The sequence below is a fragment of the Janthinobacterium aestuarii genome (assembly GCF_046113285.1).
Lineage (GTDB): Bacteria > Pseudomonadota > Gammaproteobacteria > Burkholderiales > Burkholderiaceae_D > Janthinobacterium.
In genome coordinates this window covers 1,836,795-1,859,515 of the sequence record NZ_CP142524.1, presented here as the reverse complement: position 1 = coordinate 1,859,515, position 22,721 = coordinate 1,836,795, and the positions used below count along the sequence as shown (strand labels likewise).

23 protein-coding genes are annotated in these 22,721 nt (G+C 64.4%); 7 read left to right on the top strand and 16 right to left on the bottom strand.

The window, feature by feature from the left end; translation table 11 throughout:
* Window positions 1-27 precede the first annotated feature (27 nt).
* Genes denD through OX462_RS08285 form a run of 6 tightly spaced genes read right to left on the bottom strand, consistent with a single transcriptional unit; the run spans window position 28 to window position 6,016 of the window.
* Window positions 28-999 (bottom strand): D-erythronate dehydrogenase, encoded by a 972-nt coding sequence (denD, locus tag OX462_RS08310; RefSeq protein ID WP_121670103.1) that lies wholly within the window; start codon window positions 997-999, stop codon window positions 28-30.
* Window positions 996-1,793 carry a 2-oxo-tetronate isomerase gene (gene otnI / locus OX462_RS08305; protein WP_409028166.1) on the bottom strand — a complete coding sequence of 266 codons (798 nt, stop codon included), beginning with the start codon at window positions 1,791-1,793 and terminating at the stop codon, window positions 996-998. The genes denD and otnI overlap by 4 nt, the downstream gene beginning before the upstream one ends.
* 17 nt (window positions 1,794-1,810) lie before the next feature.
* A complete protein-coding gene (gene otnC, locus OX462_RS08300; protein ID WP_070221939.1) occupies window positions 1,811-2,455 on the bottom strand; it encodes a 3-oxo-tetronate 4-phosphate decarboxylase in 645 nt (214 codons plus the stop codon).
* Window positions 2,452-3,753 (bottom strand): 3-oxo-tetronate kinase, encoded by a 1,302-nt coding sequence (gene otnK, locus OX462_RS08295; protein ID WP_409028165.1) that lies wholly within the window; start codon window positions 3,751-3,753, stop codon window positions 2,452-2,454. Before otnK ends, otnC begins: the two co-directional genes overlap by 4 nt.
* Window positions 3,754-3,773: 20 nt before the next feature.
* A complete protein-coding gene (gene ltnD, locus OX462_RS08290) occupies window positions 3,774-4,673 on the bottom strand; it encodes an L-threonate dehydrogenase (protein WP_409028164.1) in 900 nt (299 codons plus the stop codon).
* Between the two features lie 14 nt (window positions 4,674-4,687).
* Window positions 4,688-6,016: an MFS transporter gene (locus tag OX462_RS08285; protein ID WP_409028163.1), complete on the bottom strand. Its 1,329-nt coding sequence runs from the start codon at window positions 6,014-6,016 to the stop codon at window positions 4,688-4,690.
* A 189-nt stretch (window positions 6,017-6,205) separates the two neighbouring features.
* Between OX462_RS08285 and OX462_RS08280 the strand changes: the two genes are divergently transcribed.
* On the top strand, window positions 6,206-7,018 hold the full coding sequence (locus OX462_RS08280) for a FadR/GntR family transcriptional regulator (RefSeq protein ID WP_070221971.1): 813 nt from the start codon (window positions 6,206-6,208) through the stop codon (window positions 7,016-7,018).
* A 39-nt stretch (window positions 7,019-7,057) separates the two neighbouring features.
* On the opposite strand, the gene OX462_RS08275 is transcribed toward OX462_RS08280, so the two are convergent.
* On the bottom strand, window positions 7,058-7,972 hold the full coding sequence (locus OX462_RS08275) for a LysR family transcriptional regulator (protein WP_409028162.1): 915 nt from the start codon (window positions 7,970-7,972) through the stop codon (window positions 7,058-7,060).
* Between the two features lie 251 nt (window positions 7,973-8,223).
* Here OX462_RS08275 and OX462_RS08270 point away from each other — a divergent pair, with 251 nt between their 5' ends.
* Together OX462_RS08270 and OX462_RS08265 are read left to right on the top strand one after the other, a co-directional pair.
* Window positions 8,224-9,027 carry a substrate-binding domain-containing protein gene (locus OX462_RS08270; RefSeq protein ID WP_409028161.1) on the top strand — a complete coding sequence of 268 codons (804 nt, stop codon included), beginning with the start codon at window positions 8,224-8,226 and terminating at the stop codon, window positions 9,025-9,027.
* Window positions 9,028-9,061: 34 nt separating this feature from the next.
* A complete protein-coding gene (locus OX462_RS08265) occupies window positions 9,062-10,396 on the top strand; it encodes an MFS transporter (protein WP_409028160.1) in 1,335 nt (444 codons plus the stop codon).
* Window positions 10,397-10,411: 15 nt separating this feature from the next.
* Here the strand turns inward: OX462_RS08265 and OX462_RS08260 are convergent, their stop codons facing one another.
* Window positions 10,412-11,038, bottom strand: coding sequence for a flavin reductase family protein (locus OX462_RS08260; RefSeq protein WP_409028159.1), 627 nt, complete (start codon window positions 11,036-11,038; stop codon window positions 10,412-10,414).
* Between the two features lie 203 nt (window positions 11,039-11,241).
* Here OX462_RS08260 and OX462_RS08255 point away from each other — a divergent pair, with 203 nt between their 5' ends.
* The 4 genes from OX462_RS08255 (at window position 11,242) to OX462_RS08240 (ending at window position 15,362) form a co-directional block, all read left to right on the top strand.
* Entirely contained in the window at window positions 11,242-12,303 is a 1,062-nt protein-coding gene (locus tag OX462_RS08255; RefSeq protein ID WP_409028158.1) for an AI-2E family transporter, read from the top strand.
* Window positions 12,304-12,605: 302 nt separating this feature from the next.
* On the top strand, window positions 12,606-13,064 hold the full coding sequence (locus OX462_RS08250) for a hypothetical protein (RefSeq protein WP_070308399.1): 459 nt from the start codon (window positions 12,606-12,608) through the stop codon (window positions 13,062-13,064).
* A 76-nt stretch (window positions 13,065-13,140) separates the two neighbouring features.
* Entirely contained in the window at window positions 13,141-14,571 is a 1,431-nt protein-coding gene (locus tag OX462_RS08245) for a Dyp-type peroxidase (protein ID WP_070221926.1), read from the top strand.
* A gap of 131 nt (window positions 14,572-14,702) precedes the next feature.
* Entirely contained in the window at window positions 14,703-15,362 is a 660-nt protein-coding gene (locus tag OX462_RS08240; RefSeq protein ID WP_070292229.1) for a glutathione S-transferase family protein, read from the top strand.
* 19 nt (window positions 15,363-15,381) lie between these two features.
* Here the strand turns inward: OX462_RS08240 and OX462_RS08235 are convergent, their stop codons facing one another.
* From OX462_RS08235 to hflK, 8 genes are all read right to left on the bottom strand, one after another.
* On the bottom strand, window positions 15,382-15,687 hold the full coding sequence (locus OX462_RS08235; protein WP_034752016.1) for an NIPSNAP family protein: 306 nt from the start codon (window positions 15,685-15,687) through the stop codon (window positions 15,382-15,384).
* On the bottom strand, window positions 15,684-16,610 hold the full coding sequence (locus tag OX462_RS08230; RefSeq protein ID WP_409028157.1) for a WD40 repeat domain-containing protein: 927 nt from the start codon (window positions 16,608-16,610) through the stop codon (window positions 15,684-15,686). Before OX462_RS08230 ends, OX462_RS08235 begins: the two co-directional genes overlap by 4 nt.
* Entirely contained in the window at window positions 16,607-17,116 is a 510-nt protein-coding gene (locus OX462_RS08225; protein ID WP_070221921.1) for a GNAT family N-acetyltransferase, read from the bottom strand. Before OX462_RS08225 ends, OX462_RS08230 begins: the two co-directional genes overlap by 4 nt.
* A gap of 65 nt (window positions 17,117-17,181) precedes the next feature.
* Window positions 17,182-17,727 carry a phosphoribosyltransferase gene (locus OX462_RS08220; RefSeq protein WP_034752020.1) on the bottom strand — a complete coding sequence of 182 codons (546 nt, stop codon included), beginning with the start codon at window positions 17,725-17,727 and terminating at the stop codon, window positions 17,182-17,184.
* Window positions 17,728-17,793: 66 nt separating this feature from the next.
* Complete coding sequence (locus tag OX462_RS08215) at window positions 17,794-19,107, bottom strand: adenylosuccinate synthase (protein WP_034752021.1); 1,314 nt, start codon at window positions 19,105-19,107, stop codon at window positions 17,794-17,796.
* Window positions 19,108-19,110: 3 nt separating this feature from the next.
* Complete coding sequence (locus tag OX462_RS08210; protein WP_070310467.1) at window positions 19,111-20,271, bottom strand: ATP phosphoribosyltransferase regulatory subunit; 1,161 nt, start codon at window positions 20,269-20,271, stop codon at window positions 19,111-19,113.
* A 268-nt stretch (window positions 20,272-20,539) separates the two neighbouring features.
* Window positions 20,540-21,427 carry a protease modulator HflC gene (gene hflC, locus OX462_RS08205; protein ID WP_070221917.1) on the bottom strand — a complete coding sequence of 296 codons (888 nt, stop codon included), beginning with the start codon at window positions 21,425-21,427 and terminating at the stop codon, window positions 20,540-20,542.
* Entirely contained in the window at window positions 21,427-22,719 is a 1,293-nt protein-coding gene (gene hflK, locus OX462_RS08200) for an FtsH protease activity modulator HflK (RefSeq protein WP_070221916.1), read from the bottom strand. Before hflK ends, hflC begins: the two co-directional genes overlap by 1 nt.
* Window positions 22,720-22,721 lie beyond the last annotated feature (2 nt).

Here is a 22,721-nt window from a genome sequence, read left to right as displayed (position 1 = left end):
GCCGCCGCTAATCCGACCTACGCGGCTTCATGCTTTCACATCCTCGATATACGCACGGATGATGCTGGCGAAATCCGCATCGGCCGTCAAGCCCAGCGACTCGGCCCGTGCCGTGTCCCAGGCGCCGGGCCAGCTCTTGACGATGCGCTCGACGGCCGGATCGGGCGCATAGCTGATGCGGGCAACGACGTCCGCGCCGGCGACTTGTTCCAGCGCGGCGATCATCTCGCCCACGCTCACGCTCAAACCCGGCAAGTTCACCGTGCGGCTGGCGCCAAAGGCCTCGCCCGCCAGTTCGTGGCCGGCGATCAGCGAGGCGATGGCGCCGCGCGGCGACAGCAGCCACAATCGCAAATCGGTGGACACAGGGCAGACGGCCGCCTCGCCATTCAACGGTTCGCGGATGATGCCGCTGGCGAAAGACGACGCCGCCTTGTTCGGCTTACCGGGACGCACGCTGATGGTGGGCAGGCGCAGCACGCGGCCATCGACAAAGCCGCGGCGGCTGTAGTCATTGAGCAGCAATTCGCCGATGGCTTTTTGCGCGCCGTACGACGATTGCGGGTTCAGCGCGGTGGTGTCCTGCACCACGTCCGGCAGCTTGCCGCCGTAGACGGCCACGGAGCTGGTGAAGACCACTTTCGGCTTGTGCCCCAGTTCGCGGCAGATGTCGAGCAGCAAACGCGAGGCATCGAGGTTGATGCGCATGCCCAGCTCGAAATCGGCTTCCGCCTGGCCGCTGACGATGGCGGCCAGGTGGAAGATCGACGCGGTCTGCGCATCGATGGTGGCGCGCATCAAGGCGCCATCGGCGATGTCGCCCGTGACCACTTTGACGCGCGCATCGTGGAAGTCATGCGCGGCCACCACGTCGACCAAAACCAGCTCGCTGATCGCTTGCAGCTGGCCGTGGCTGTCCGTCAAGCGGCCTTGCGCCAGCAACTGGCGCGCCAGGCGCTGTCCCAGGAAACCGGCGCCGCCGGTAATCAGTACCTTCATTTCAATTCTCCTTGCGTGTTGTTGTATGCAGCGAGCCAGCCCAGGCCATCCTCGGTGCGCCCGCGCGGACGGTATTCGCAGCCGATCCAGCCCTCGTAGTCGAGCTCGTCGAGCAGCCTGAATAAATACGGGTAATTGACTTCGCCATCGTCCGGTTCATTGCGGGCCGGGACGCTGGCGATCTGCACGTGGCCGATGCCGTCGAAGTTGTTTTGGAACGTCATGGCGATATCGCCCTCGACGATCTGCGTGTGATAAAAATCCATCTGCACCTTGACGTTGGGCGCGCCCGACTCCAGGCGCAGCGCATGGCCCTGCGCCTGCGTGACGAGGAAATAGCCGGGCATGTCGCGCCCGTTGATCGGTTCGATCAGGAGCTCGATGCCATGCTCGCCCACGGCTTTCGCCGCGTACCGCAGGTTGGCCAGGTAGGTGGCGCGGTGCAGATTGACGTCGGCGCCCACGGGCAGCAGGCCCGCCATCATGTGCACGCGCGGCGTGCCCAGCGCCAGCGCATACGCGATGCCCTGTGCCACGCCAGCGCGAAATTCCGCTTCGCGGCCCGGCAGCGAGGCGATGCCCCGCTCACCTGCCGCCCAGTCGCCCGGCGGCAGGTTGAACAGCACGTTCTGCAGCTTGTTTTCGCGCAGCCAGCCGGCCACTTCCTGCGGCGCGTGATCGTAGGGGAACAGAAATTCGACGCCCTGGAAACCCGCTTGCGCGGCGGCGGCAAAGCGCTGCGGGAAAGGCACTTCATTGAACATCATGGTCAGGTTGGCGGCAAAACGGGGCATGCGTGTCTCCTTGAATTCTATAGTTCGAGTTTGAATGTCTGCTTCAGGTCCGCGATCTGCGCCGCGTCGAGCGGGCGCGTGGGCACGTCGCGCAGCAGCAGGAACAGCTTGGCCGTCTCTTCCAGTTCCTCGGCCGCATACACGGCCGCTTCCAGGCTGGTGCCCGACACGACGGGACCGTGGTTGGCCAGCAGCACGGCCGAGTGCTTGCGCGCCATGGCGCCGATCGCGCCCGCCAGCGCCGGGTCGCCCGGACGGTGATACGGCACCAGGGGCAAGCGCCCCACCTTCATCACAAAGTATGGCGTGAGCGGCGGGATGCAGTCGTCATGGTTCAAGCCGCACATGCACGACACGGCGGCCGAATGCGTCGAGTGCAGGTGCACGATGGCGCCCGCGCTGCTCCGCTCTGCGTACATGGCGCGGTGCAGGAACGCCTCCTTGGACGGCGGCGCTCCGCTGATCAGCTTGCCATCCCAATCGAGCTTGGACAGCTGCGCCGGATCGAGCCGGCCCAGGCTGGCGTTCGTCGGCGTGAGCAGCCAGCCGTCGGACAGGCGCACGCTCAGGTTGCCGCTGCTGCCCGCCGTCAAGCCCCTTTCGAACAGGGACTTGCCGAAGTCGACGATCAGCTCGCGCTGGCGCGATTCCGTGGCGCTCATGCCAGCACCTGCCAGGCCTTGCTGAAGAAATCCACGGTGCCGAAATTGCCGGACTTGAGCGCCAGCGCCAACGGTGCCCTGCCTTCGTCGCCCGGCGCTGGCAAGGCTAGCGTCCAGGGCACGCCGGGGTCGATTTCGGGGCCGATGCGCAAGCCGGCAATGCCCAGCGCTTTCACCACGGCGCCCGAGGTTTCGCCGCCGGCGACGATCAACTGGCCCACGCCGAGGCGCACCAGTCCCTGCGCGATGGCGGCCAGGGCTTCCTCGACGAGGGCGCCGGCACGCTCCACGCCCAGCTGCGCCTGCACGGCGCGCACGGCGTCCGGCGTGGCCGTGGCATAGATCAAAATGGGGCCTTGCGCCAGGTGCTGATTCGCCCAGGCCAGCGCCTGCGCCACCACGGCGTCCACCACCTCGCCGCCCGCGGCCAGCGACAAAGGGTCGACGTGGAAGGACGGCGCCAGTTCGCGCAGGTGCGCCACCTGCTGCTGCGTGGCCACGGAGCAGCTGCCCGAAATCACGGCGCGCAATCCGGACGCCGGCGGCAAGCGCCCTGCCTGTCCCGCATGCGATGGCGACAACTGGCCCCGCTGGCGGAAATTCTGCGGCAATCCCAGCGCGATGCCGGAGCCGCCCGTGATCAGTTTCAAGTCCGCGCAAGCGGCGCCGATGGCTTCCAGGTCGCGGTTCGACACGGCATCGACGACGGCGAAATGGCAGCCCTGGCCGCGCAAGTCCGTGAAGCGCTGGGCGATGGCGGCAGCGCCCTTCTCCACCACACTGTAATCGGCCAGGCCCACCTTGGCCTGCACCTGCTGCTGCAGCACGCGCACCAGATTCGAATCCGTCATCGGCGTCAGGGGATGGTCGCGCATGCCCGACTCGGCCAGCGGCACGTCGCCGACGAACAGGTTGCCCTTGTAGATGGTGCGGCCATTCGCGGGAAACGCGGGGCAGGCGATCGTGAAGTCCGTGTCGAGCGCCCGCATCAGCGCTTCGGCCACGGGACCGATATTGCCGCGCGGCGTGGAGTCGAACGTGGAGCAGTACTTGAAGTAGAACTGGCGGCATCCGGCTTGCTGCAGCCAGGCCAACGCGGCCAGCGATTCGGCCACCGCCTCGTCCGGCGCATTCGTGCGCGACTTGAGGGCGATGACGACGGCATCGACGTCGGCTGGCGGCGGACCTTGCGGCACGCCGATCAGCTGCACCGTGCGCATGCCGGCCTTGACCAGCATGCCGGCCAGGTCGGTGCCACCCGTGAAATCGTCGGCGATACATCCCAGTAATACAGTCATGATGGTTCCTTTTGATTCAGTTACGCTTTCGCCGGCAGATCGATACCGGGGAAAGTTTTAATCACGGCCGAGTCGTCCTCGCCGCCAAAGCCAGCGGCCGACGCCTGCATGAACATCTGGTGCGCCGTGGCCGACAGGGGCAGTGGAAAGACGCTCTTTTTCGCGTAATCGAGCACGATGCCGAGGTCTTTCACGAAAATGTTCACGCTTGATAACGGCGTATAGTCGCCCTTCAAAATGTGCGGCACCCGGTTCTGGAACATCCAGGAACTGCCGGCGCTGTTTGAAATGACTTCGTACAAGGCATCGGCGTCGCAGCCGGCGCGCAAGCCCAGCGCCATCGCTTCGGCAGCGGCGGCGATATGCACGCCGGCCAGCAGCTGGTTGATCATCTTGACTTTCGAGCCCTGCCCCGGCTGCTCACCCAGGCGGTACAGCTTTGCACAGATGGCGTCAAAAATGCCCGTGCAAGCGTCGAACGCATCGGGCGCGCCGGCCGCCATCACGGACATCTCGCCGGCTTGCGCCTTGGCCGCGCCGCCAGAAATGGGCGCGTCGATGAAGCGCAGTCCCATGGCCGCCAGGCGAGCACCGAGCGCTTCGGCAAATTCGGGCGCCACGGTGGCGCAGGCGATGACGACGCTGCCCGGCGCCAGGACGCTGGCCGCACCATGTTCGCCAAACAGCACGGCTTCCGTCTGCTGCGCATTGACGACGACGATCAGCAAGGCTTGCACCTGCGCCGCCAGCACGGCCGGCGATTGCGCCGCATGGGCGCCCTTGTCGACCAGCGTTTGCACGGTTTCCGGGCGCACGTCGCAGGCATGCACTTCGAAGCCCGCGCGCAGCAACGATTGCGCGATGCCCATGCCCATGGCGCCCAGGCCGATCACGCCCACTTTTTTCATTTCCACGTTCATCTTCTACTCCAGTCTTATTTGTTCACCAGCTTGGCCGGCACGCGCATGATGATGAACGCGCCGATCACCAGGATGCCGGCCAGCAGGTAGATGGCGATGTCGGTCGATTGCGTCAGGTCCTTGATGGAACCGATCATGTACGGCGCCGCGAAGCCGGCCAGGTTGCCCACCGAATTGATGGCGGCGATGCCCGCGGCGGCCGAGACGCCACCGAGGAAAGCCGTCGGCAGGCTCCAGAACATGGGCGAAGCGGCCAGGATGCCGCCGGCGGCGATCGTCAGGAAGAAGATGGCCCAGCCCGTGTTGTGGGCGCCGGCCAGCGCGCTGCAGACGATGGCGGCGGCGCCGACCACCAGCGGGATGGCCATATGCCAGCGGCGTTCGCGGTATTTGTCCGAGCTGCGGCCCAGCAGGATCATCGACGCCACGGCCACCGAATACGGGATCGCCGTGAACAGGCCGATATTGAGCACGCCCGTCACGCCGGCCGCCTTGATCAGGCTGGGCAGCCAGAAGGTCAGCGAATACTGGCCCATCACGCAGCAGAAATAAATCAGGGCCATGACCCAGATGCGCGGGTCGGCGAACATGGCGCGGATCGACGGGTGCGATACCTTGCCCTGGGCTTCCGTGGCGATGCGCTGCTCGAGGATGACTTTTTCGTCTTCCGTCAGCCACTTCGCGGCGCGGATGCTGTTGTCGAGGTAGAGCAGCACGGCCACGCCCATCAGCGCGGCGGGTATCGCTTCGAGCACGAACATCCACTGCCAGCCCGCATAGCCGTGCCAGCCGGCGAAGGTTTCCATGATCCAGCCCGACAGGGGGCCGCCGATCAGGCCCGCCACGGGAATGGCGGCCATGAAGGTGCACACCATGCGCGCGCGGCGCTCGGACGGATACCAGTAGGTCAAATAGAGAATGATGCCGGGGAAGAAGCCCGCCTCGGCGATGCCGAGCAGGAAGCGCATGACGTAGAACTGGGTCGGCGTGGTGACGAACATGAAGGCGCCCGAGATGATGGCCCAGGTGATCATGATGCGGGCGATCCACACGCGCGCGCCGATCTTGTGCAGCATCACGTTGCTGGGCACTTCGAACAGGAAGTAGCCGAGGAAGAACACGCCGGCACCCAGGCCGTACACGGTTTCGGAAAACTGCAGGTCGGCCAGCATCTGCAGCTTGGCGAAGCCCACGTTGACACGGTCGAGGTAAGCGACGATGTAGCACAGCATGAGGAAAGGGATGATGCGCCAGGTCACCTTGCGATAGACGGCGTCGTCGATGGTTTTCTGGCTGGCGGCCACGCCGGCCGCCTGTCCGGGCAATGCTTGTGATACGTCCATGCTTGTCTCCTGATCGCTGGGGGATCGACCGTGCCGGGTTTTTATGGTCCACCGGAGGTGGCTGGCAACTTGTCTAAAATTTGTATGGATGTATATTATGTGTGTGTTTTGTGTGTGTCAAGCTGTATATTCCATATAATGGCAAGCAGGCAAGCCCGCATAAAAACCGCTAGCACAAGGATGCACCCGATGGACCGCACGTTCCGCTTTACCCTTCCCCCGCCGGAGCCCGCCGCGGGCAGTTTCACCACCGGCACCCTGGGTGCGCGGGTGGCGGCACGGCTGCGCCAGCAAATCCACAACGACGGCCTGGCCGGCGGCACGCGCTTGCCGTCGGAGCAAGCCATGGCCAGCCACTTTGGCGTCAGCCGCACGGTGCTGCGCGAAGCCATCGCCCTGCTGCAGGCGGACGGCATCGTCGCCACGCGCAAGGGCAGCGGCACTTTCGTGTGCGCGCAGGATGGCGCGAAGACGGGCGAACGGGGCGACGAGCTGACGGAGCAGTCCGTGCAGTCGCTGCTGAACCTGATCGAGGTACGCCAGGGACTGGAAGCGGAAATCGCCGCGCTGGCGGCCGTGCGGCGCACGCCGGGCCAGCTGGCCGACATCGAACACGCGCTGCGCCGCATCGAGGAAGCCGTGGCGGCCGGCGTCGACGGCGTGGAAGAAGACGTGCGCCTGCACCTGTGCATCGCCGAAGCGACGGGCAACCCCTATTGGCCGAAATTCGTCGCCATGTTCGCCGACCCGATCCGCTCGGCCGTGAAGGTGACGCGCGCGAACGAAGCGCGGCGCACGGACTTTTCCATCGAAGTGCGGCGCGAACATGAAAAGATCGTGCAGGCGATCGCCGACGGCGACCCGCAGCGGGCGCGCCAGGCGGCCATGGAACACATGCAGCACGCGGCCGAGCGCGTGCGCCTGGCCGACCGCGAATTCTGGCGCGGCGACGGCGGCGCGCTGGCGCGCACGCTGGGGCGCGATCCCATCATGCAAAAATAAGGTCCGGGCCCTCGATTCTCCTGCGCCGCACTGCAGCGCTCATGCCCGCCGCCCCTGCTTTCCTATGCTCGCGCTCATCATCTCGAACAGAGTGCGTGACGCGGGCGGCATCGCGTGCTGATGCCGGCTGATCAAGCCCAGCGTGCGCTTGACGGCGGGATTGACGAGCGGCACGCCGACCACCGTGCCTTGCCGCTCCGGCAGAATCGACAGGCCCGGCACCGCCGCCACGCCCAAGCCCGACTCCACCAGCGCCAGGATGCCTGAGACGTGGTTGATCTCGCACGAGATCCACGGGTGCTTTTCCACGCCGGCCAGCGCCGCATCGAGCACGCTGCGGTTGCCGCTCGACTTGGCCACCGAGATATAGCGTTCGTCGACCGTATCCTTCCAGCTCAGCTTCTTGCGCTTGGCCAGCCGGTGATCGGCCCGCATGGCCAGCACGTAGGTCTCGACGTAGATGGGCTGGAAGTGGATCTCCGGATTTTCCGCGCCCGTAAAGCTGATGCCGAAGTCCGCCTCGCCGGCCAGCACGAGGTTGAGCACGTCCTGCGCGCTTTCGTCATGCACGCGCACGCGGATTTTCGGAAACTGCGCGCTGAAGCGCTTGAGCACGTCCGGCAGGAAGTGCCACACGGCCGAAGGCACGCAGGCGAACGTCACCGTCCCCGTGCGGTGCGCGGCCAGGTCGGCCACTCCCAGCACGGCATCTTCCAGGCCGTTGAGCGCATCGCGCACGTTGACCAGGAACGCCTGCCCCACATTGGTCAGCTGCACGCGCCGTGTGGTGCGCTCGAACAGCTTGACCCCCAGCGCATCCTCGAGTTTTTCGATGCGGCGGCTCAGCGCCGGCTGCGACAGGAACAGGTCGGCCGCGGCCTGGCGAAAGCTGTTGCGCTCCGCCACGGCCACGAAGGCCTGCAAATCATGAAGCTCGTAATTGATGCGCTGCATGCATTAATCCTCGGAAAAATTGCAATTATCAAATTATGCCATTTCAACGATGATGGGGTCTGAATGCTGAGCCTCGCCAAGAAGGCCTGACCTGAAAAAGGAGACATGATGCGACACCATTCCACGTTCGCGCTTTTACCGGCGGCCGGCGGCGCGACGCTGCCGGCGTCACGGAAACACACCTCAACAACCGCCACGGCACGGGCTTGACACCCGGCCTCATGAAAAAATTTAACATCAGGAGAACCATCATGCCTCAGCATATTCTGCTGCAAACCTCGCGCCCGCTGCTCGCGGCGCTGGTGCTGCTGGCCGCCGGCGCGGCGCATGCCGCCGACATCCGCGTGGTCAGCTCGGGCGGTTTCGCCCAGGCCTACAAAAACCTGGCCCCCGCCTACGAGCGCGCCAGCGGCGACCATCTGCTGTCCGAATGGGGACCGTCGATGGGCACCACCAAGAATGCGATCCCGGCGCGCCTGGCGCGCGGCGAGCCGATCGACGTCGTCATCATGGTGGGCGACGCGCTCGACACGCTGATGCGGGAAGGCCGCCTGGTCCCCGGCAGCAAGGTGGTCCTGGCCAATTCGCCGATCGCCTGCGCCGTGCGCCACGGCGCGGCAAAGCCTGACATCAGCACCACCGAGGGCTTGCGCAGCGCTTTCCTGCAGGCGCACAAGGTGGCCTATTCGGACAGCGCCAGCGGCGAATACATCGAGAAGCAACTGATGAAGACACTGCACATCGCGGAGCAGATGCAGGGCAAGGCCGCGAAAATTCCCGCCACCCCCGTCGGCGAAATCATCGCGCATGGCGAGGCCGATTTCGGCTGCCAGCAGCGCAGCGAGCTGCTGCCGGTCCAAGGCATCGACATCGTCGGCCTGCTGCCGCCGGAAGTGCAGCTGATGACGCAGTTTTCGGCGGCGCTGGTCCCGGGCGGCAAGGAACCGGAAGCCGGCCGCGCCCTGCTGCGCTTCCTCGCCGCCCCTGCCAACGCCGGCGCGATCGAAGCGACCGGGCTGCAGCCGGCATCGGCGCCAGCGACAGCAACGCACTAGGCGACGTCACTCATCTTTCATCAAGAGGTAAATCATGGCCATTCCATCGACCGCCGCACCCCTCGCCGAGCCGGCAGCGCCGCGCGCACAGGCACGCCCTCCCTCGCGCATCGCCACCGTCATCCGGGTGACGAGCGGGAACTTCATCGAAATGTACGATTTTTTCCTGTTCGGCTTTTACGCGACGTATATTGCCAAGGCCTTCTTCCCCGCCACCAGCGAATACGCGGCCCTGATGATGACCTTCGCCACCTTCGGCGCGGGGTTTTTCATGCGGCCGCTGGGCGCCATCATCCTCGGCAGCTATATCGACCGCATCGGCCGCCGCAAGGGCCTGGTGCTGACCCTGGCCATCATGGCTTCCGGCACGGCGCTGATCGCCTTCGTGCCCGGCTATGCGACCATCGGCTTGCTGGCGCCGTTCCTCGTGCTGATCGGGCGCTTGCTGCAAGGTTTCTCCGCCGGCGTGGAGCTGGGCGGCGTGTCGGTCTACCTGTCCGAGATGGCGACACCCGGCAACAAGGGCTATTACGTCAGCTGGCAATCGGCCAGCCAGCAAGTCGCCATCATCTTTTCCGCCGCGCTCGGTTACTATCTCAACGAAACCTTGAGCAAGGAATTCATCGCGGACTGGGGCTGGCGCATTCCGTTCTTCATCGGTTGCTCCATCATCCCCGTGGTGTTCTACATCCGTCGTTCGCTGCAGGAGACCGAGGCCTATCTGACGCGCAAGTCGCATCCGACGTTCCGCCAGATGCTCAAGACCATCAGCCTCAACTGGCCGCTGGTCGTCAGCGGCGCGATGCTGATCGTGCTGACGACGGTGGCGTTCTACCTGATCACCGTCTACACGCCGACCTTCGGCAAGAGCGTGCTCAAACTGAGCACCGAAGACAGCCTGCTCGTCACCTTGTGCATCGGCCTGTCGAACTTCCTCTGGCTGCCGGTCATGGGGGCGCTGTCCGACCGCATCGGGCGCTGGCCCATCATGGCCGCGTGCGCGGCGCTGACGATGCTGACCGCCTACCCGTCCCTGTCCTGGCTGGTCGCCCATCCCAGTTTCAACAACATGCTCATGGTCGAGCTGTGGCTGTCCTTCCTGTACGGCAGCTACAACGGCGCCACCATCGTCGCGCTGACGGAAATCATCCCGGCCAGCGTGCGGACCACGGGCTTTTCGCTGGCCTACAGCCTGGCCACCGCGCTGTTCGGCGGCCTGACGCCGCTGGTGTCGACCCTGCTGATCGAGAGCACCGGCGACAAGGCGGCGCCAGGCTACTGGATGGCGGGCGCCGGCGCCATCAGCCTGCTGGCGACGTGGCTGATCTATCGCGGCATCGTCAAGGAGCGCCATCCAGTTCCCGCTTGAACCAGTACGACCTGTTTATGGCCAGGCAGGCCGGCGCATGTGGAACAGGCTGGCCGGTCCGATCTCGAAATAATCGGCCGGGCCGCCGCCGCGCAATATCGGCGCGGCGGCGGCCGTGTCGTACACGCCGTCGACCAGCAGATGGCGCGCGATGTGCACGCCCACCACTTCCCCCAGCACCAGCCAGCTGCCGACACCGTCGCCATTGACGCCTTGCAGTTCGATGATCTGCGTGCGCCGGCATTCGAAGGACACGGGGCTTTCGGCCACGCGCGGCACATCCACGATGCGCGAGGCGGCCGGCGTCAGGCCGGCCAGCGCGAATTCGTCGACCTCGGGCGGCGCGGGCGCGCAGCTGGCATTCATCGCCTCGGCCAGCGGGCGGGTCGCCAGATTCCACACGAACTCGCCCGTCTGTTCGATATTGCGCAAGGTATCCTTGCGGCCGATGCTGGAAAAGCCGATCAGCGGCGGCGTGTAATTGAAGGCATTGAAAAAGCTGTACGGCGCCAGATTGAGCACGCCCGCGCTGCTGCGCGAGGCGATCCAGCCGATGGGCCGCGGCCCCACGATGGCATTGAAGGGATCGTGCGGCAAGCCGTGGCCCTGCGCAGGTTCATAAAAATGGATGGGGTCAAGCACGCGGATTCCTGAAGTCAAAGGAAGTCAACGGCGCCCGGGATGGAACGCCTGGAACGACAGCTTACTGGAATTGCCGCCACCGCGTTGCCAGCCCGCCGACGCGCCGGGTGCGCTCGCGCACGCAGCACGACAATTGTATGGCGCACGGCCCTTGGCCTCGCTTATGATGGGGCAACTCAACCCTTATCATTGCGCTATCGCCCATGCCTACCCTCACGCTGCACCAGAAAGTGTTCCTGCTCCTCTTGAGCATCGTCACCATCGGCTTCGGCTGGATATTGGCGCCGTATGCGGGCGCCATCTTCTGGGGCGTCATCCTGGCGATCCTGTTCGCGCCCGTGTACCGCTGGCTGCTGGCCAAAACCCGGGGCCGCGCCGGCCTGGCTTCGCTTCTGACCTTGCTGTTGATCATCGTCATCGTGATCCTGCCGCTGTCGCTCATTTCCGTATCGCTCGTGAACCAGGCGGCCAGCGTCGTGGAGATGGTGCGTTCGGGCGAAATCACGGTCGCCATGTTCTTCAATAAAATCATGGCCGTGCTGCCGCAGTCGCTGATCAACCTGCTCGAGCGCTTCAACCTGACCAGCCTGGCGAGCCTGCAGGACAAGCTGGCCGAGGGCGCCACGCAGGTAAGCCAGGTGGTGGCCGTCAAAGCCATCAATGTGGGCCTGTACACCTTCGAATTCCTCACCAGCCTGTGCATCATGCTGTACCTGCTGTTTTTCCTCATGCGCGATGGCTCGACCCTGTCGGCCCGCATCAAGAACGCCGTGCCGCTGAGCCGCAAGTACAAGCAGCGCCTGTTCACCAATTTCACCACGGTGATCCGCGCCACGGTGAAGGGCAACATCCTCGTGGCGATCGCCCAGGGTGCCCTCGGCGGCCTGGCGTTCTGGTTCCTCGACGTGCCGGCGCCCCTGCTGTGGGCCGTGCTGATGGCCTTCCTGTCGCTGCTGCCGGCCGTCGGCGCCGCCCTCGTGTGGGCGCCCGTGGCAGCCTATTTCCTGGCCACGGGCGCCATCTGGCAAGGCGCCGGCCTGGCCGCCTTCGGCGTCTTCGTCATCGGTCTGGTCGACAACGTGCTGCGCCCTATCCTGGTGGGCAAGGACACGAAGATGCCCGACTACGTGGTGCTGCTGTCGACCGTGGGCGGCATGGCCCTGTTTGGTCTGAACGGCTTTGTCATCGGCCCCGTGGTGGCGGCCCTGTTCATCGCCTCGTGGGACCTGTTCGTCTCGGCCAGCGAATTCCAGGCTGAGGATTAAGGCCAGGCACCAGGCGGCCGGCATCGCATCGCCATCCCATTCTGCAGAAATAATCGTCCAGAATCCGGCGCTGCCGGCGGCGCCACTTGCGCTTCCCGCAACAGGCCGGAACAGCCTGGCGGCAGAGTGTCCGCCAGTGCCGGCCAGCCCCGGCGACTATCCACATGAGACTACATTTCATATCGACTATCATGTTGCAATGGTGCTAATTTAGCAACAAGTTCAAAAATATAGTTTTTGACGCAGTGGGCGCCGCAGCGTAGTGTCGGCCCTCCCGACAACCACGTAATGAGGAGCTTCCCATGGCAAATCCACTGTGCTTGATGATGCCGGTACTGCCCGACACCAATCCGATTTCCATCGCCGCAGCGTTGCAGGAATACCAGGCGAAGATCAATGCCGCCCTCACCGATATTGGTACCGTGCACTTTGCCCGCTTCACCCTGCTTGACCGCTCCCAGGCCAACCTGCTGCCCAACATTAACTCGGCGGGCGCTTCCAACACCCTCGTCATCGGCGTCATCACCGAGTACGACGGCAGTTTCAACGGCTACATCGAGGATTTCGTGGCCCAGTTGGGCGAGGTATTCGACGCGCTACTGCAGTTTGTCGTGGGCGGCAAGGCGCTGATGCCCGTTGCCAACCACGTGGCTGCTTTTGAAGCCTTCATCACCGCCAACGACGCTGCGCAGCACGTGCCCAATAACGGCCTGTATAGCGCCTATCCACAGACCGTCCAGCAAATCCTCGCTTCAGTCTGAACTCGACACCACGCCGGGGCTGCGCAAGCGGCCCCACCACCCTGCCAGTCACAACCCCAGCCCCCGGAGAGACAGCATGGCCGATCCCACCATCGATTACGACGACGTGCAAGGCACGATCCTGCGCGGCTACCGCGTCAACCTGGCGCGCCATTTCATCCTTAGCATCACGGATGCGGCGCAGGCGCGGCGTACCATCGCGGCCCTGCTCGACGGCAGCGACGGACTGCCGTCGATAACTACAGCGCGCCATATCCATCCCAAGCCGCCCTGCTTCCTGAACCTCAGCTTTACCGCTCCCGGCCTGTCCGCGCTGGGCGTTGCTGCGGCCAACCTGGCCACCTTCGACCAGGCGTTCCAGCGGGGCGCGGCCGACCCGGCCAGCGTCGCTGCCGTGGGCGACGTGGGCGACAGCGCCCCCGAACACTGGCTCGGCAACCTGGGGCCGGCCACCCAGCATGGCCAGGTGCATGCGCTGCTGAGCCTATGGGTCAGCGAATCGGAGGAAGTGCTGCAGGAGACCTCGGCCACACTGCGCCGCGCATTTGCCGCTGGCTGGCGTGAACTGTATGCACACGACGGCATGGCCCTGCCAGGCAACCGCGTGCATTTCGGCTACCGCGACAGCATCGCCCAGCCGGACGTCGATGGCGCCCCGCAGCGCAAGCACGAACACGACCCCGACCCGCTCAACAGCGTCAAGACGGGGGAATTCCTGCTGGGCTACCTGAATGAAAATGGCGGCACCTACCAGGTGCAGCCGCCGCAACTGTCCACCAATGGCAGCTATGCCGCCTTCCGCATCTTGGAGCAGGACGTGCCCCTGTTCGACAGCATCCTGAGCCAGGGCGCGGCCAGTTCCGGGCTCAGCACCGAGATGCTGGCCGCCAAGATGTGCGGGCGCTGGCGCAACGGCAATCCACTGGTGCTCAGGCCGGACCAGGCCGGCCCCGTGCTGCCGGACGACAGCCTGAACCGCTTTCACTATGTCGATGGCGCACAGCCGGAACTGGATGACACGCTGGGCCTGAAATGCCCGGTCGGCGCGCATATCCGGCGCAACAATCCGCGCGACGAAGGCGTCGTGGGCACCTCCGCCCGCCACCACCGCATCGTGCGGCGCGCCATGCCCTACGGCAGCGAATATGATCCGGCCGCACCCATCGCGCAGCAGCGCGGCCTGGTCGGCTATTTCATCAATGCCAGCCTGCGCAATCAATTCGAATTTCTGATGGAGCAATGGAACGACGACGATGCCTTCGTCAAATCGGCCGTCGGTCCGGCCGGTCCCGAGGCGGGCAATGCCACGTTCAATATCAGCGGCCAGGACGTGTTTTTGGGAATCAACGACCCTGCCGTCAGCTCCTTCACCCTGCCAGGCGTGGGCCCCAAGGGCAGCGGCAATACAAAACTGCAGCATTTCTCGCGCAGTGTCATCACGCGGGGCGGCGTGTATTGCTTTTTCCCCAGCATCACGGGATTGCGCTACCTGGCGAGCCTCGGTTAGACGGCGGGCGAGCCAGGAGTGCAAGCGGAAACGGCCGGTGCACGATCGGCCCGGACCGCTTGCATTGATCCTGTGATTGCACTATCGTTGCTGCACGCGCGTGTTGCCAACCTTGCACAGGAGATCCCACCGTGTCGCTGATCCTCTACGGCCATCCCTTTTCCTCGTACACGCAAAAGGTGCTCATCGCCCTGTACGAAAACGCCATACCGTTCGATTTCCGCTGCCTGGCGCCGGACATGCCGCAGCACCTGCAGCAGTGGCTGGCGCGCTGGCCGCTGCGCAAGTTTCCGCTGCTGGTGGATGGGGAGCGCAACGTCGCCGAGACCAGCATCATCATCGAATACCTGCAGCTGGCCCATCCCGGCCCGCTGCGCCTGCTGCCGGACGACGCCATGCAGGCGCTGGACGTGCGCTTTCTCGACCGCTATTTCGACCTGCACGTCATGACGCCCGTGCAGCATGCCGTCGGCGCCGCCCTGACGGGCGACCCGGCGAAGACCGAGGAAGGCCGCGTGTTTGCCGGCAACAAGCTGGACCTCGCCTACGCCTGGCTGGAAACCCGCCTGGCCGGCAAGACGTGGGCGACGGGCGAAGACTTTACCCTGGCCGACTGCGCCGCCGCTCCGTCGCTGTTCTATGCGGACTGGACGCAGCCGATTCCCGCCACGCTGCCCCTGCTGCGCGCCTATCGCGCCCGCTTGCTGGCCCGTCCATCGTTCGCCCGCGCGGTGGACGAGGCGCGTCCGTACCGCCACCTATTCCCCCTGGGCGCGCCGCAGCGCGACTGACCTTGTTCAGTAAACCTGTTCAGGCAAACACGGGCCGGAAAAAACTGCGCTCGTAGCTGACGATGCAGCGCGTCTCCTCGGCATAGCGGAAGGCGGCCTGGCATTCGGCATCCTGCATCGAATCGCTGCGGTACTGCTCGTACAAGGCCAGGCTGGGGAACGAGAACATGGCCAGGGCCACATTGCTCGCGCCTTCCGATGGCAAAAAGTAGCCGTGGTGCTGGCCGCCGAAGCGCTCGACCAGCGGTATCCACAGCTTGCCGTAGGCTTCGAATTCCCGCAATTTATAAGGGTCGATGATGTAGCGCAAATAACAGGTGATCATGCGGTTTCCTTGTGTATGTTCAACTCCATCAGCATGCCGGATTCCCAGGAGCCGATGGCGGACAATGGCGAGCCGGGCAAAAAGTCCAGCGCGCAGGGATACGTAAATTCTTCCTGCGCCAGGACGCAGAGCCCGGGCCAGCCATACAACAGCAGCTTGCCCTTGCCGATGCGTCCCAGCGCGCTGCCGTCGGGCAGCCAGCGCAGGGCGTCGCCCGTGCCGCCGCCCGCCTCCACCGGCACCGTGGCCAGCCGGCGGCCATCGGCCAGCGCATACACCGACAGGAACTCCTCGCCGCCCGCGTGATGCAGCACGGCCAGGGACGCTCCGTCGGGCGATGGCGCGCACGACTTCAGTCCTGGCAGCGACAGCACCTTGCGCCCGCCGCCCGCCTGCAGGGGCCAGTCCCATACGCTGCAGTAGTCGGGCGGCTGCACCTGCCCCTCGTCCACCGATTTGACGCCGTGCAGGACCAGCAAGCGCCGCCCGCCGTCGATAATGTGGACACCGCGCAGCATCTCGCCCGGGTGCTCCTGCATGAAGCGCACCTCGCCCGTCTGCGCGTCGCGTAGCCGCAGGCGGCCATCCCAGCCGCCGTCGGCAAGATACTGCCCGCACGGCGACCACGCGGGGCCGCAGCCTTCGCCATCCTTCCTGTTCTGGAAATTGAGCAGCAGTTGCCCCGATGCCGCTTCCACCACGGCCAGCTGGCCCGTCGTGCTCTTGATGGCCAGCCGGCTGCCATCGGGCGAAAAGGCCATGCCCGACATGTGCGCGATGAATTTGCCGCGCCACAGTTTCTGGCGTGCCGCCACATCCCACAGGACCAGGTCGCGCCCCAGCACGGCCAGGCGCGTGCCATCGGGCGAAAACCGCACGCCGTAGCTGCAGCCCAGCTTCAGGGGCTTGCGCGCTGCCGTCATGGGCGCGCCAGGCGGTAGACGACGCTGTCGATATCGTAATGGCGTTCCATGCCCACATATTGCATGCCCAGGCGCGTCATGACCTTGATCGAGGCGGCGTTGTCGGGATGGGCCACGGCCACCACTTCCGGCGCGCCGACGACGTCGAACGCATGCGCGACGATGGCGGCCGCCGCCTCGCTGGCATAGCCCTGCCCCCAGCCCGTACGCGCCAGGCGCCAGCCGATTTCAAGGGGATTGGCCCTGTCGCCGGAGAGGTGCTGCAGGCAGGCCATGCCCACCAGTTCACCGTCATCGAGGCGTATCAGCGCCCACCACGAATAACCCCATTCGACCCAGCGGCCCATGGTGCGCGCGATGGCCGCGCGCGTCACCTCTTCGGTCTCGGGCTGGCCCGCGTTCAGGTAGGTCATCACCTCGGGATCGGTGTTGAGCGTGCGCATGCGCTCGTAGTGGCTCTCGTTGATCGGTTCCAGGCGCAGCCGCGCCGTCGTCAGTATGGTCATCGCATTTCCTTGGACGAAAAAAAAGACGATACACGATCGTCTTTTTTTTGCAAGCGCGCACGCAATTACTTGCCTGCTTCGCCCTTCTTGATCCACGCCGCCAGCTGGTGCGGACGCAGGCCGTCGTAGTCTTCGAACGGCTGATGGATCCACGGATTATGCGGCAGTTCGTCGAGGAAGTAGTCGGGACGCACGACGGAGCAGCCCTTGAGCCAGATCACGGCCGATTTGACTTCGGTCACGTCAGGGAAGTTTTCCTTCAGGTGACGCGTGACCTTGTCCAGCGTGACGCCGGAATCGGCCAGGTCGTCGACCAGCAGGATGCGGCCGGCCAGCGGGCCCTTGGTCATGGTCATGTACTTGGCGATATCGAGGTCGCCGCGCACCGTGCCCGCGTCTTCGCGGTAGGAGCTGGTCGACAGGATGGCCAACGGCAAATCAAAAATGCGCGAGAACACGTCGCCAGGACGCACGCCGCCGCGCGCCAGGCACAATACCTGGTCGAATTTCCAGCCCGATTCATAGACCTTGAGCGCCAGGCGCTCGATCAGGCGGTGGTACTCTTCCCAGTTGACCCAGAGATGTTGATCGTTCGATTGTGGGGTAGTCATGATAGTGAAATCTTATTATTAGCGTGATTAAAAAAATCCGCCTTGCGGCGGATTGTGTCCAGCAGCTTACTCGAATGGGTGGCGCAGCACGATCGTTTCTTCACGATCCGGACCGGTCGAAACCATGTCCACCGGTACGCCGACCAGTTCTTCGATGCGCTTGATGTAGGCGCGCGCCGTGGCAGGCAGGGCCGCCAGCGATTTCGCGCCGACCGTGCTTTCCGTCCAGCCCGGCATCTCTTCGTACACGGGCACGCAACGGGCGGCTTCTTCAGCGCCCGATGGGAAGATGTCCGTGGCCACGCCGTCGATGGTGTAGCCGGTGCACAGTTTCAGCGTTTCGATACCGTCCAGCACATCCAGCTTGGTCAGGCACATGCCCGTCACGCCGTTGATCTGCACGGAGCGGCGCAGCAAGGCGGCGTCGAACCAGCCGCAGCGGCGGGCACGGCCCGTCACGGTGCCGAATTCATGGCCGACTTGCGCCAGATGGTGGCCAACGCCCGCATCCGTTGGCAGTTCCGACGGGAACGGGCCGGAGCCGACGCGCGTCGTGTAAGCCTTGGTGATGCCCATGATGTAGTGCAGCATGCCAGGACCGACACCCGAACCGGCGGCGGCATTGCCTGCCACGCAGTTCGACGAAGTGACGAACGGATAGGTGCCGTGGTCGACGTCGAGCAGGGAACCCTGCGCGCCTTCGAACAGCAGATTCGCGCCGGCCTTGTGCGCCTTGTACAGCGCGCTCGACACGTCGGTGACCATCGGACGCAGACGCGGCACATAGGCCAGCGCGTCATCGAGGGTCTTCTGATAGTCGACTTTCGGCGCCTTCAGGTAGTTTTCCAGCACGAAGTTGTGGTAATCGAGGTTTTCGGCCAGCTTTTCGGCAAAGCGCTTCTCGTTGAGCAGGTCGGCGATACGGATCGCGCGGCGCGCCACTTTGTCTTCGTAGGCCGGGCCGATGCCCTTGCCGGTGGTGCCGATCTTCGCATCGCCACGCTTGGCTTCACGCGCCAGGTCGATCGCGGTGTGGTAAGGCAGGATCACGGGTGCCGCGTCCGACACTTTCAGGCGCGAGGCGACTTCGACGCCGACCGCTTCGAGCTTGTCGATTTCGCGCAGCACGTCCGGCACGGAAACGACCACGCCGTTACCGATGTAGCAGGCGACGCCTGGACGCATGATGCCCGACGGGATCAGCTGCAGTGCGGTTTTGACGCCGCCGATGACCAGCGTGTGGCCTGCATTGTGGCCGCCCTGGAAGCGCACCACGCCTTGGGCGTGATCGGTCAACCAATCGACGATCTTGCCTTTACCTTCATCGCCCCATTGGGTGCCGATGACAACAACGTTCTTTGCCATAATTTTCTTTGACATCACTCAACCTAAGTTTTTAAGAATCCAGCTACTACCATTATCGGCAAGTACCAGCACGCGATCGCACTCGAACTCGTCTTGTTCATTACTGTGACCCGGCATACTCTGGATCACGACCTCGCCCGCCTTGCGCAACTCGGCGATTTTTTCCTTCAATTCTGGCGCGCTGCCCCACGGCGCGCGGATCGAATGCTTCCGTTCCGCGGTCGGCAACAGGCGCGCCAGTTCGCGCAAATCGAGCGAGAAGCCGGTCGCGGGACGTGCCCGGCCGAACGCTTCGCCGACGTGGTCATAACGGCCGCCGCGCGCAACCGCGTTCGGCAAGCCTGGTACATACAGCGCAAACATCGCGCCGCTTTCATATTGGTAGCCGCGCAGGTCGGCCAGGTCGATCGCGACTTCGGCGCGGCCCAGCGCGGATCCTGCCAACGCGGCCAGTTCGGCCAGCGCCTTGAGCACGCCCGGCAGCGGCGGCAGCACTTCGCGCGCACGCGCCAGCACGTCGATGTCGCCGTACAGGTTCGGCAAGGCCAGCAGCGCATCGCGCGTGACGGCATCGTAGGATGCGGTCAGGGCGCGCAGGCCCGGCGCATCTTTCGCGCGCAGCAAGGCGTACAGCGCAGCTTCGTCGCGCCCGGCGGCGGCGTCTTGCGCAATGATAGCGCGCAACAGGCCGACGTGCGACAGATCCAGGCGCACGCTGTCGAAACCGGCCAGTGCCAGCGAAGCGAGCGCCAGTTCCTGGATCTCGGCATCCGCTTCCAGGCCGGCGTGGCCATAGATTTCGGCGCCGATCTGCAGCGGTTCGCGGGTGGCGTGCAGGCCCGACGGACGGGTATGCAGCACGCTGCCGGCGTAGCACAGGCGGGTGACGGTGGCACGGTTGAGCAGGTGGGCGTCGATACGCGCCACTTGCGTCGTCATGTCGGCGCGCAGGCCGAGCATGCGACCCGACAGCTGGTCGACCAGTTTGAACGTGCGCAGGTCGGTATCCTTGCCAGCGCCGGTCATCAGCGATTCCAGATACTCGAGCAGCGGCGGCATCACCAGTTCATATCCGTACAGACGGAAATTATCCAGCATGAGGCGGCGCAGCTCTTCGATCTTGCGCGCTTCCGACGGCAGAACATCGGCAATATTTTCGGGCAAAAGCCAATTCGGCATGAGGGAGCGAGATACGGAAGAAAGTTGAAAAAATGCATCATGCGAGGCAGCGGCGGGCGCGCCAGGCAAGAGGCCGAACCTGATATTTTACGCGAAAACACGGGCCTTTAGGGATAAGTTGTCCGAAACGCTGCCGCACGGCCCTAAAAACACCGCATTTTACGCCTTCCCGCAACAACTGGACGGGCACAAAAAAACGGGGCCGGCATCGATGCCGGCCCCGCTGCTGCCACCCGTCCTTGCGGACTGGCGCAGTACCGATGCTGTCTTACTTCTTGGACGGAGCGGCCGTGCCGTTACCCTTGAAGTACTTGAAGAATTCCGAACTCGGATCGACCACCATCACGTCGCCCTTGTCCTTGAACGTGGCGCGGTAGGCTTCCAGGCTGCGGTAAAACTTGTAGAACTCCGGATTCTTGCCAAACGCTTCCGCATACACCTGCGACGCCTTGGCATCGCCCTCGCCGCGGATCTTCTCGGCTTCGCGATACGCTTCGGCCAGGATCACCGTGCGCTGCTTGTCGGCGTCGGCGCGGATTTTCTCGGAGTCGGCCGAACCGGTGGAACGCAGTTCATTGGCCACGCGCACGCGCTCGGACTTCATGCGCTCGTACACGGAGTTGTTGATCTGCTCGACGTAATCGACGCGCTTCAGGCGCACGTCGACGATGCCTACGCCGATGGCCTCGGCCTCGGCCGCCACCTTGGCCTTGATCGCCTGCATCACCTTGCCACGCTCGCCCGAGATCACTTCGCGCACCGTGCGCTTGGTGATTTCATCGTTCAGCGCCGCCTTGACGATTTGCGACATGCGGTTGCGCGCACGGCTTTCATCGCCGCCGAAGCTGCGGAAATAGGTCTTCGGATTGACGATGCGCCACTTCACATACGCGTCGACGAGGATATTCTTCTTCTCGGCCGTGATGAAGCGTTCCGGTTCCGGCGTATCGAGCGTCAGGATACGCTTGTCCAGGTAGATGACGTTCTGGAACGGCGGCGGCAGCTTGAAGTACAAGCCTGGCTTGCTGATCTCGTCCTTGACTTCACCGAGGGCGAAGACGATGGCGTATTTACGCTGATCGACGACGAACACGGTCGAGGAAAGGAGCATGATCGCGATAAAGCCCGCGATCAGGGCGGCAACGATACGGTTCATTAGCGGCTCTCCCGTTCACGCGAAGAGCGGCTGTCACGGCGCTGATTGACTTCTACTGTCGGCATGGCTTCCTGTGGCAAAACGGTGTTGGCTGCGGGTGTCGCGGCAGCACGGGCGGCGGCAGCGGCAGCATCGGTGGCAGCCGTCTGGGCGATCAACTTGTCGAGCGGCAGATACAGCAGATTGCTGCCCGTCTTGGCGTCAACCATGACCTTGCTGGCACTGCTGAACACTTGCTGCATCGTTTCCAGGTACATGCGGTCGCGCGTGACGGCCGGCGCCTTCTGGTACTCGACCAGCACCTGCTTGAAGCGCGACGCGTTACCTTCGGAGTTCTCGGTCACCATGGCCCGGTAGGCCTCTGCTTCCTGCACCAGGCGGAATGCTGCGCCGCGGGCTTTCGGAATGACGTCATTGGCGTAGGCCTGGCCTTCATTCTTCTGGCGTTCACGGTCCTGGCCTGCCTTGACGGCATCGTCGAAGGCGGCTTGCACCTGCTCCGGCGGCTGCACGGCCTGCATCGTCACGTTGTTGATCAACACGCCAGCCTTGTAATCTTCAAGAATCTGCTGCATCAATTTCTGCGTATCAAAAGCCACTTTTTCGCGGCCTTCATACAGCACGAAGTCCATCTTGCTGCGGCCGACCACTTCGCGGATCGCCGTTTCGGCGACCTGGCGCAAGGTGTCTTCCTGGTCGCGCAGGCTGAACAGCCATTCCACGGGATCTTTCAGGGTGTACTGCACCGCGAACTGGATGTCGATGATGTTTTCATCATCCGTCAGCATCAGCGACTCGCTGGCCTGCTTGTTGCGCAGCGAGGTGCGATAACCCACTTCCACCGTGCGCACCTGCGACACGTTGACGGTTTCATCGGTCTGGAACGGATACGGCCAGCGCCAGTTGAGACCGGCCGGCGCCGTGCGCGTGTATTGGCCAAACGTCAGCACCACGCCGCTCTGGCCCTCTTGCACGATGAAGGCGCCGCTGGCGAGCCAGATGAAGACGGCGATCACGCCAACGACGCCGGCGGTGATGCCGGCGCCCTTCATGTCGGGGCGCGGGCCACCGCCGCCACCGTTGTTATTGCCGCCGTTGTCGGGACGGTTCTTCTGTCCGAAAAAGGCGTTCAGGCGCTGATTGAAATCGCGCCACAACTGATCGAGGTCCGGCGGACCTTCGCCGGGCTTTTTGCCTTCTTGGGCTTTCTTGCCGTCGTCCTTGCGATTGCCCCAGCGGGGATCGTTCAGGGACAACTTCAAGCCTGTTTTTTTGAGTAGGGAGACAAGCATAA

Bases quoted from the DNA above. Each gene is read 5' to 3' on its own strand.
- OX462_RS08235 (WP_034752016.1), bottom strand. From the start codon at position 15,687: ATGATCACCTGTTATTTGCGCTACATCATCGACCCTTATAAATTGCGG.
- denD (WP_121670103.1), bottom strand. From the start codon at position 999: ATGAAGGTACTGATTACCGGCGGCGCCGGTTTCCTGGGACAGCGCCTG.
- OX462_RS08230 (WP_409028157.1), bottom strand. From the start codon at position 16,610: ATGACGGCAGCGCGCAAGCCCCTGAAGCTGGGCTGCAGCTACGGCGTG.
- otnK (WP_409028165.1), bottom strand. From the start codon at position 3,753: ATGACTGTATTACTGGGATGTATCGCCGACGATTTCACGGGTGGCACC.
- OX462_RS08255 (WP_409028158.1), top strand. From the start codon at position 11,242: ATGCCTACCCTCACGCTGCACCAGAAAGTGTTCCTGCTCCTCTTGAGC.
- OX462_RS08250 (WP_070308399.1), top strand. From the start codon at position 12,606: ATGGCAAATCCACTGTGCTTGATGATGCCGGTACTGCCCGACACCAAT.
- OX462_RS08215 (WP_034752021.1), bottom strand. From the start codon at position 19,107: ATGTCAAAGAAAATTATGGCAAAGAACGTTGTTGTCATCGGCACCCAA.
- ltnD (WP_409028164.1), bottom strand. From the start codon at position 4,673: ATGAACGTGGAAATGAAAAAAGTGGGCGTGATCGGCCTGGGCGCCATG.
- OX462_RS08220 (WP_034752020.1), bottom strand. From the start codon at position 17,727: ATGACTACCCCACAATCGAACGATCAACATCTCTGGGTCAACTGGGAA.
- OX462_RS08270 (WP_409028161.1), top strand. From the start codon at position 8,224: ATGCCTCAGCATATTCTGCTGCAAACCTCGCGCCCGCTGCTCGCGGCG.
- OX462_RS08265 (WP_409028160.1), top strand. From the start codon at position 9,062: ATGGCCATTCCATCGACCGCCGCACCCCTCGCCGAGCCGGCAGCGCCG.
- OX462_RS08280 (WP_070221971.1), top strand. From the start codon at position 6,206: ATGGACCGCACGTTCCGCTTTACCCTTCCCCCGCCGGAGCCCGCCGCG.
- hflK (WP_070221916.1), bottom strand. From the start codon at position 22,719: ATGCTTGTCTCCCTACTCAAAAAAACAGGCTTGAAGTTGTCCCTGAAC.
- otnI (WP_409028166.1), bottom strand. From the start codon at position 1,793: ATGCCCCGTTTTGCCGCCAACCTGACCATGATGTTCAATGAAGTGCCT.
- OX462_RS08275 (WP_409028162.1), bottom strand. From the start codon at position 7,972: ATGCAGCGCATCAATTACGAGCTTCATGATTTGCAGGCCTTCGTGGCC.
- hflC (WP_070221917.1), bottom strand. From the start codon at position 21,427: ATGAACCGTATCGTTGCCGCCCTGATCGCGGGCTTTATCGCGATCATG.
- OX462_RS08210 (WP_070310467.1), bottom strand. From the start codon at position 20,271: ATGCCGAATTGGCTTTTGCCCGAAAATATTGCCGATGTTCTGCCGTCG.
- otnC (WP_070221939.1), bottom strand. From the start codon at position 2,455: ATGAGCGCCACGGAATCGCGCCAGCGCGAGCTGATCGTCGACTTCGGC.
- OX462_RS08245 (WP_070221926.1), top strand. From the start codon at position 13,141: ATGGCCGATCCCACCATCGATTACGACGACGTGCAAGGCACGATCCTG.
- OX462_RS08285 (WP_409028163.1), bottom strand. From the start codon at position 6,016: ATGGACGTATCACAAGCATTGCCCGGACAGGCGGCCGGCGTGGCCGCC.
- OX462_RS08225 (WP_070221921.1), bottom strand. From the start codon at position 17,116: ATGACCATACTGACGACGGCGCGGCTGCGCCTGGAACCGATCAACGAG.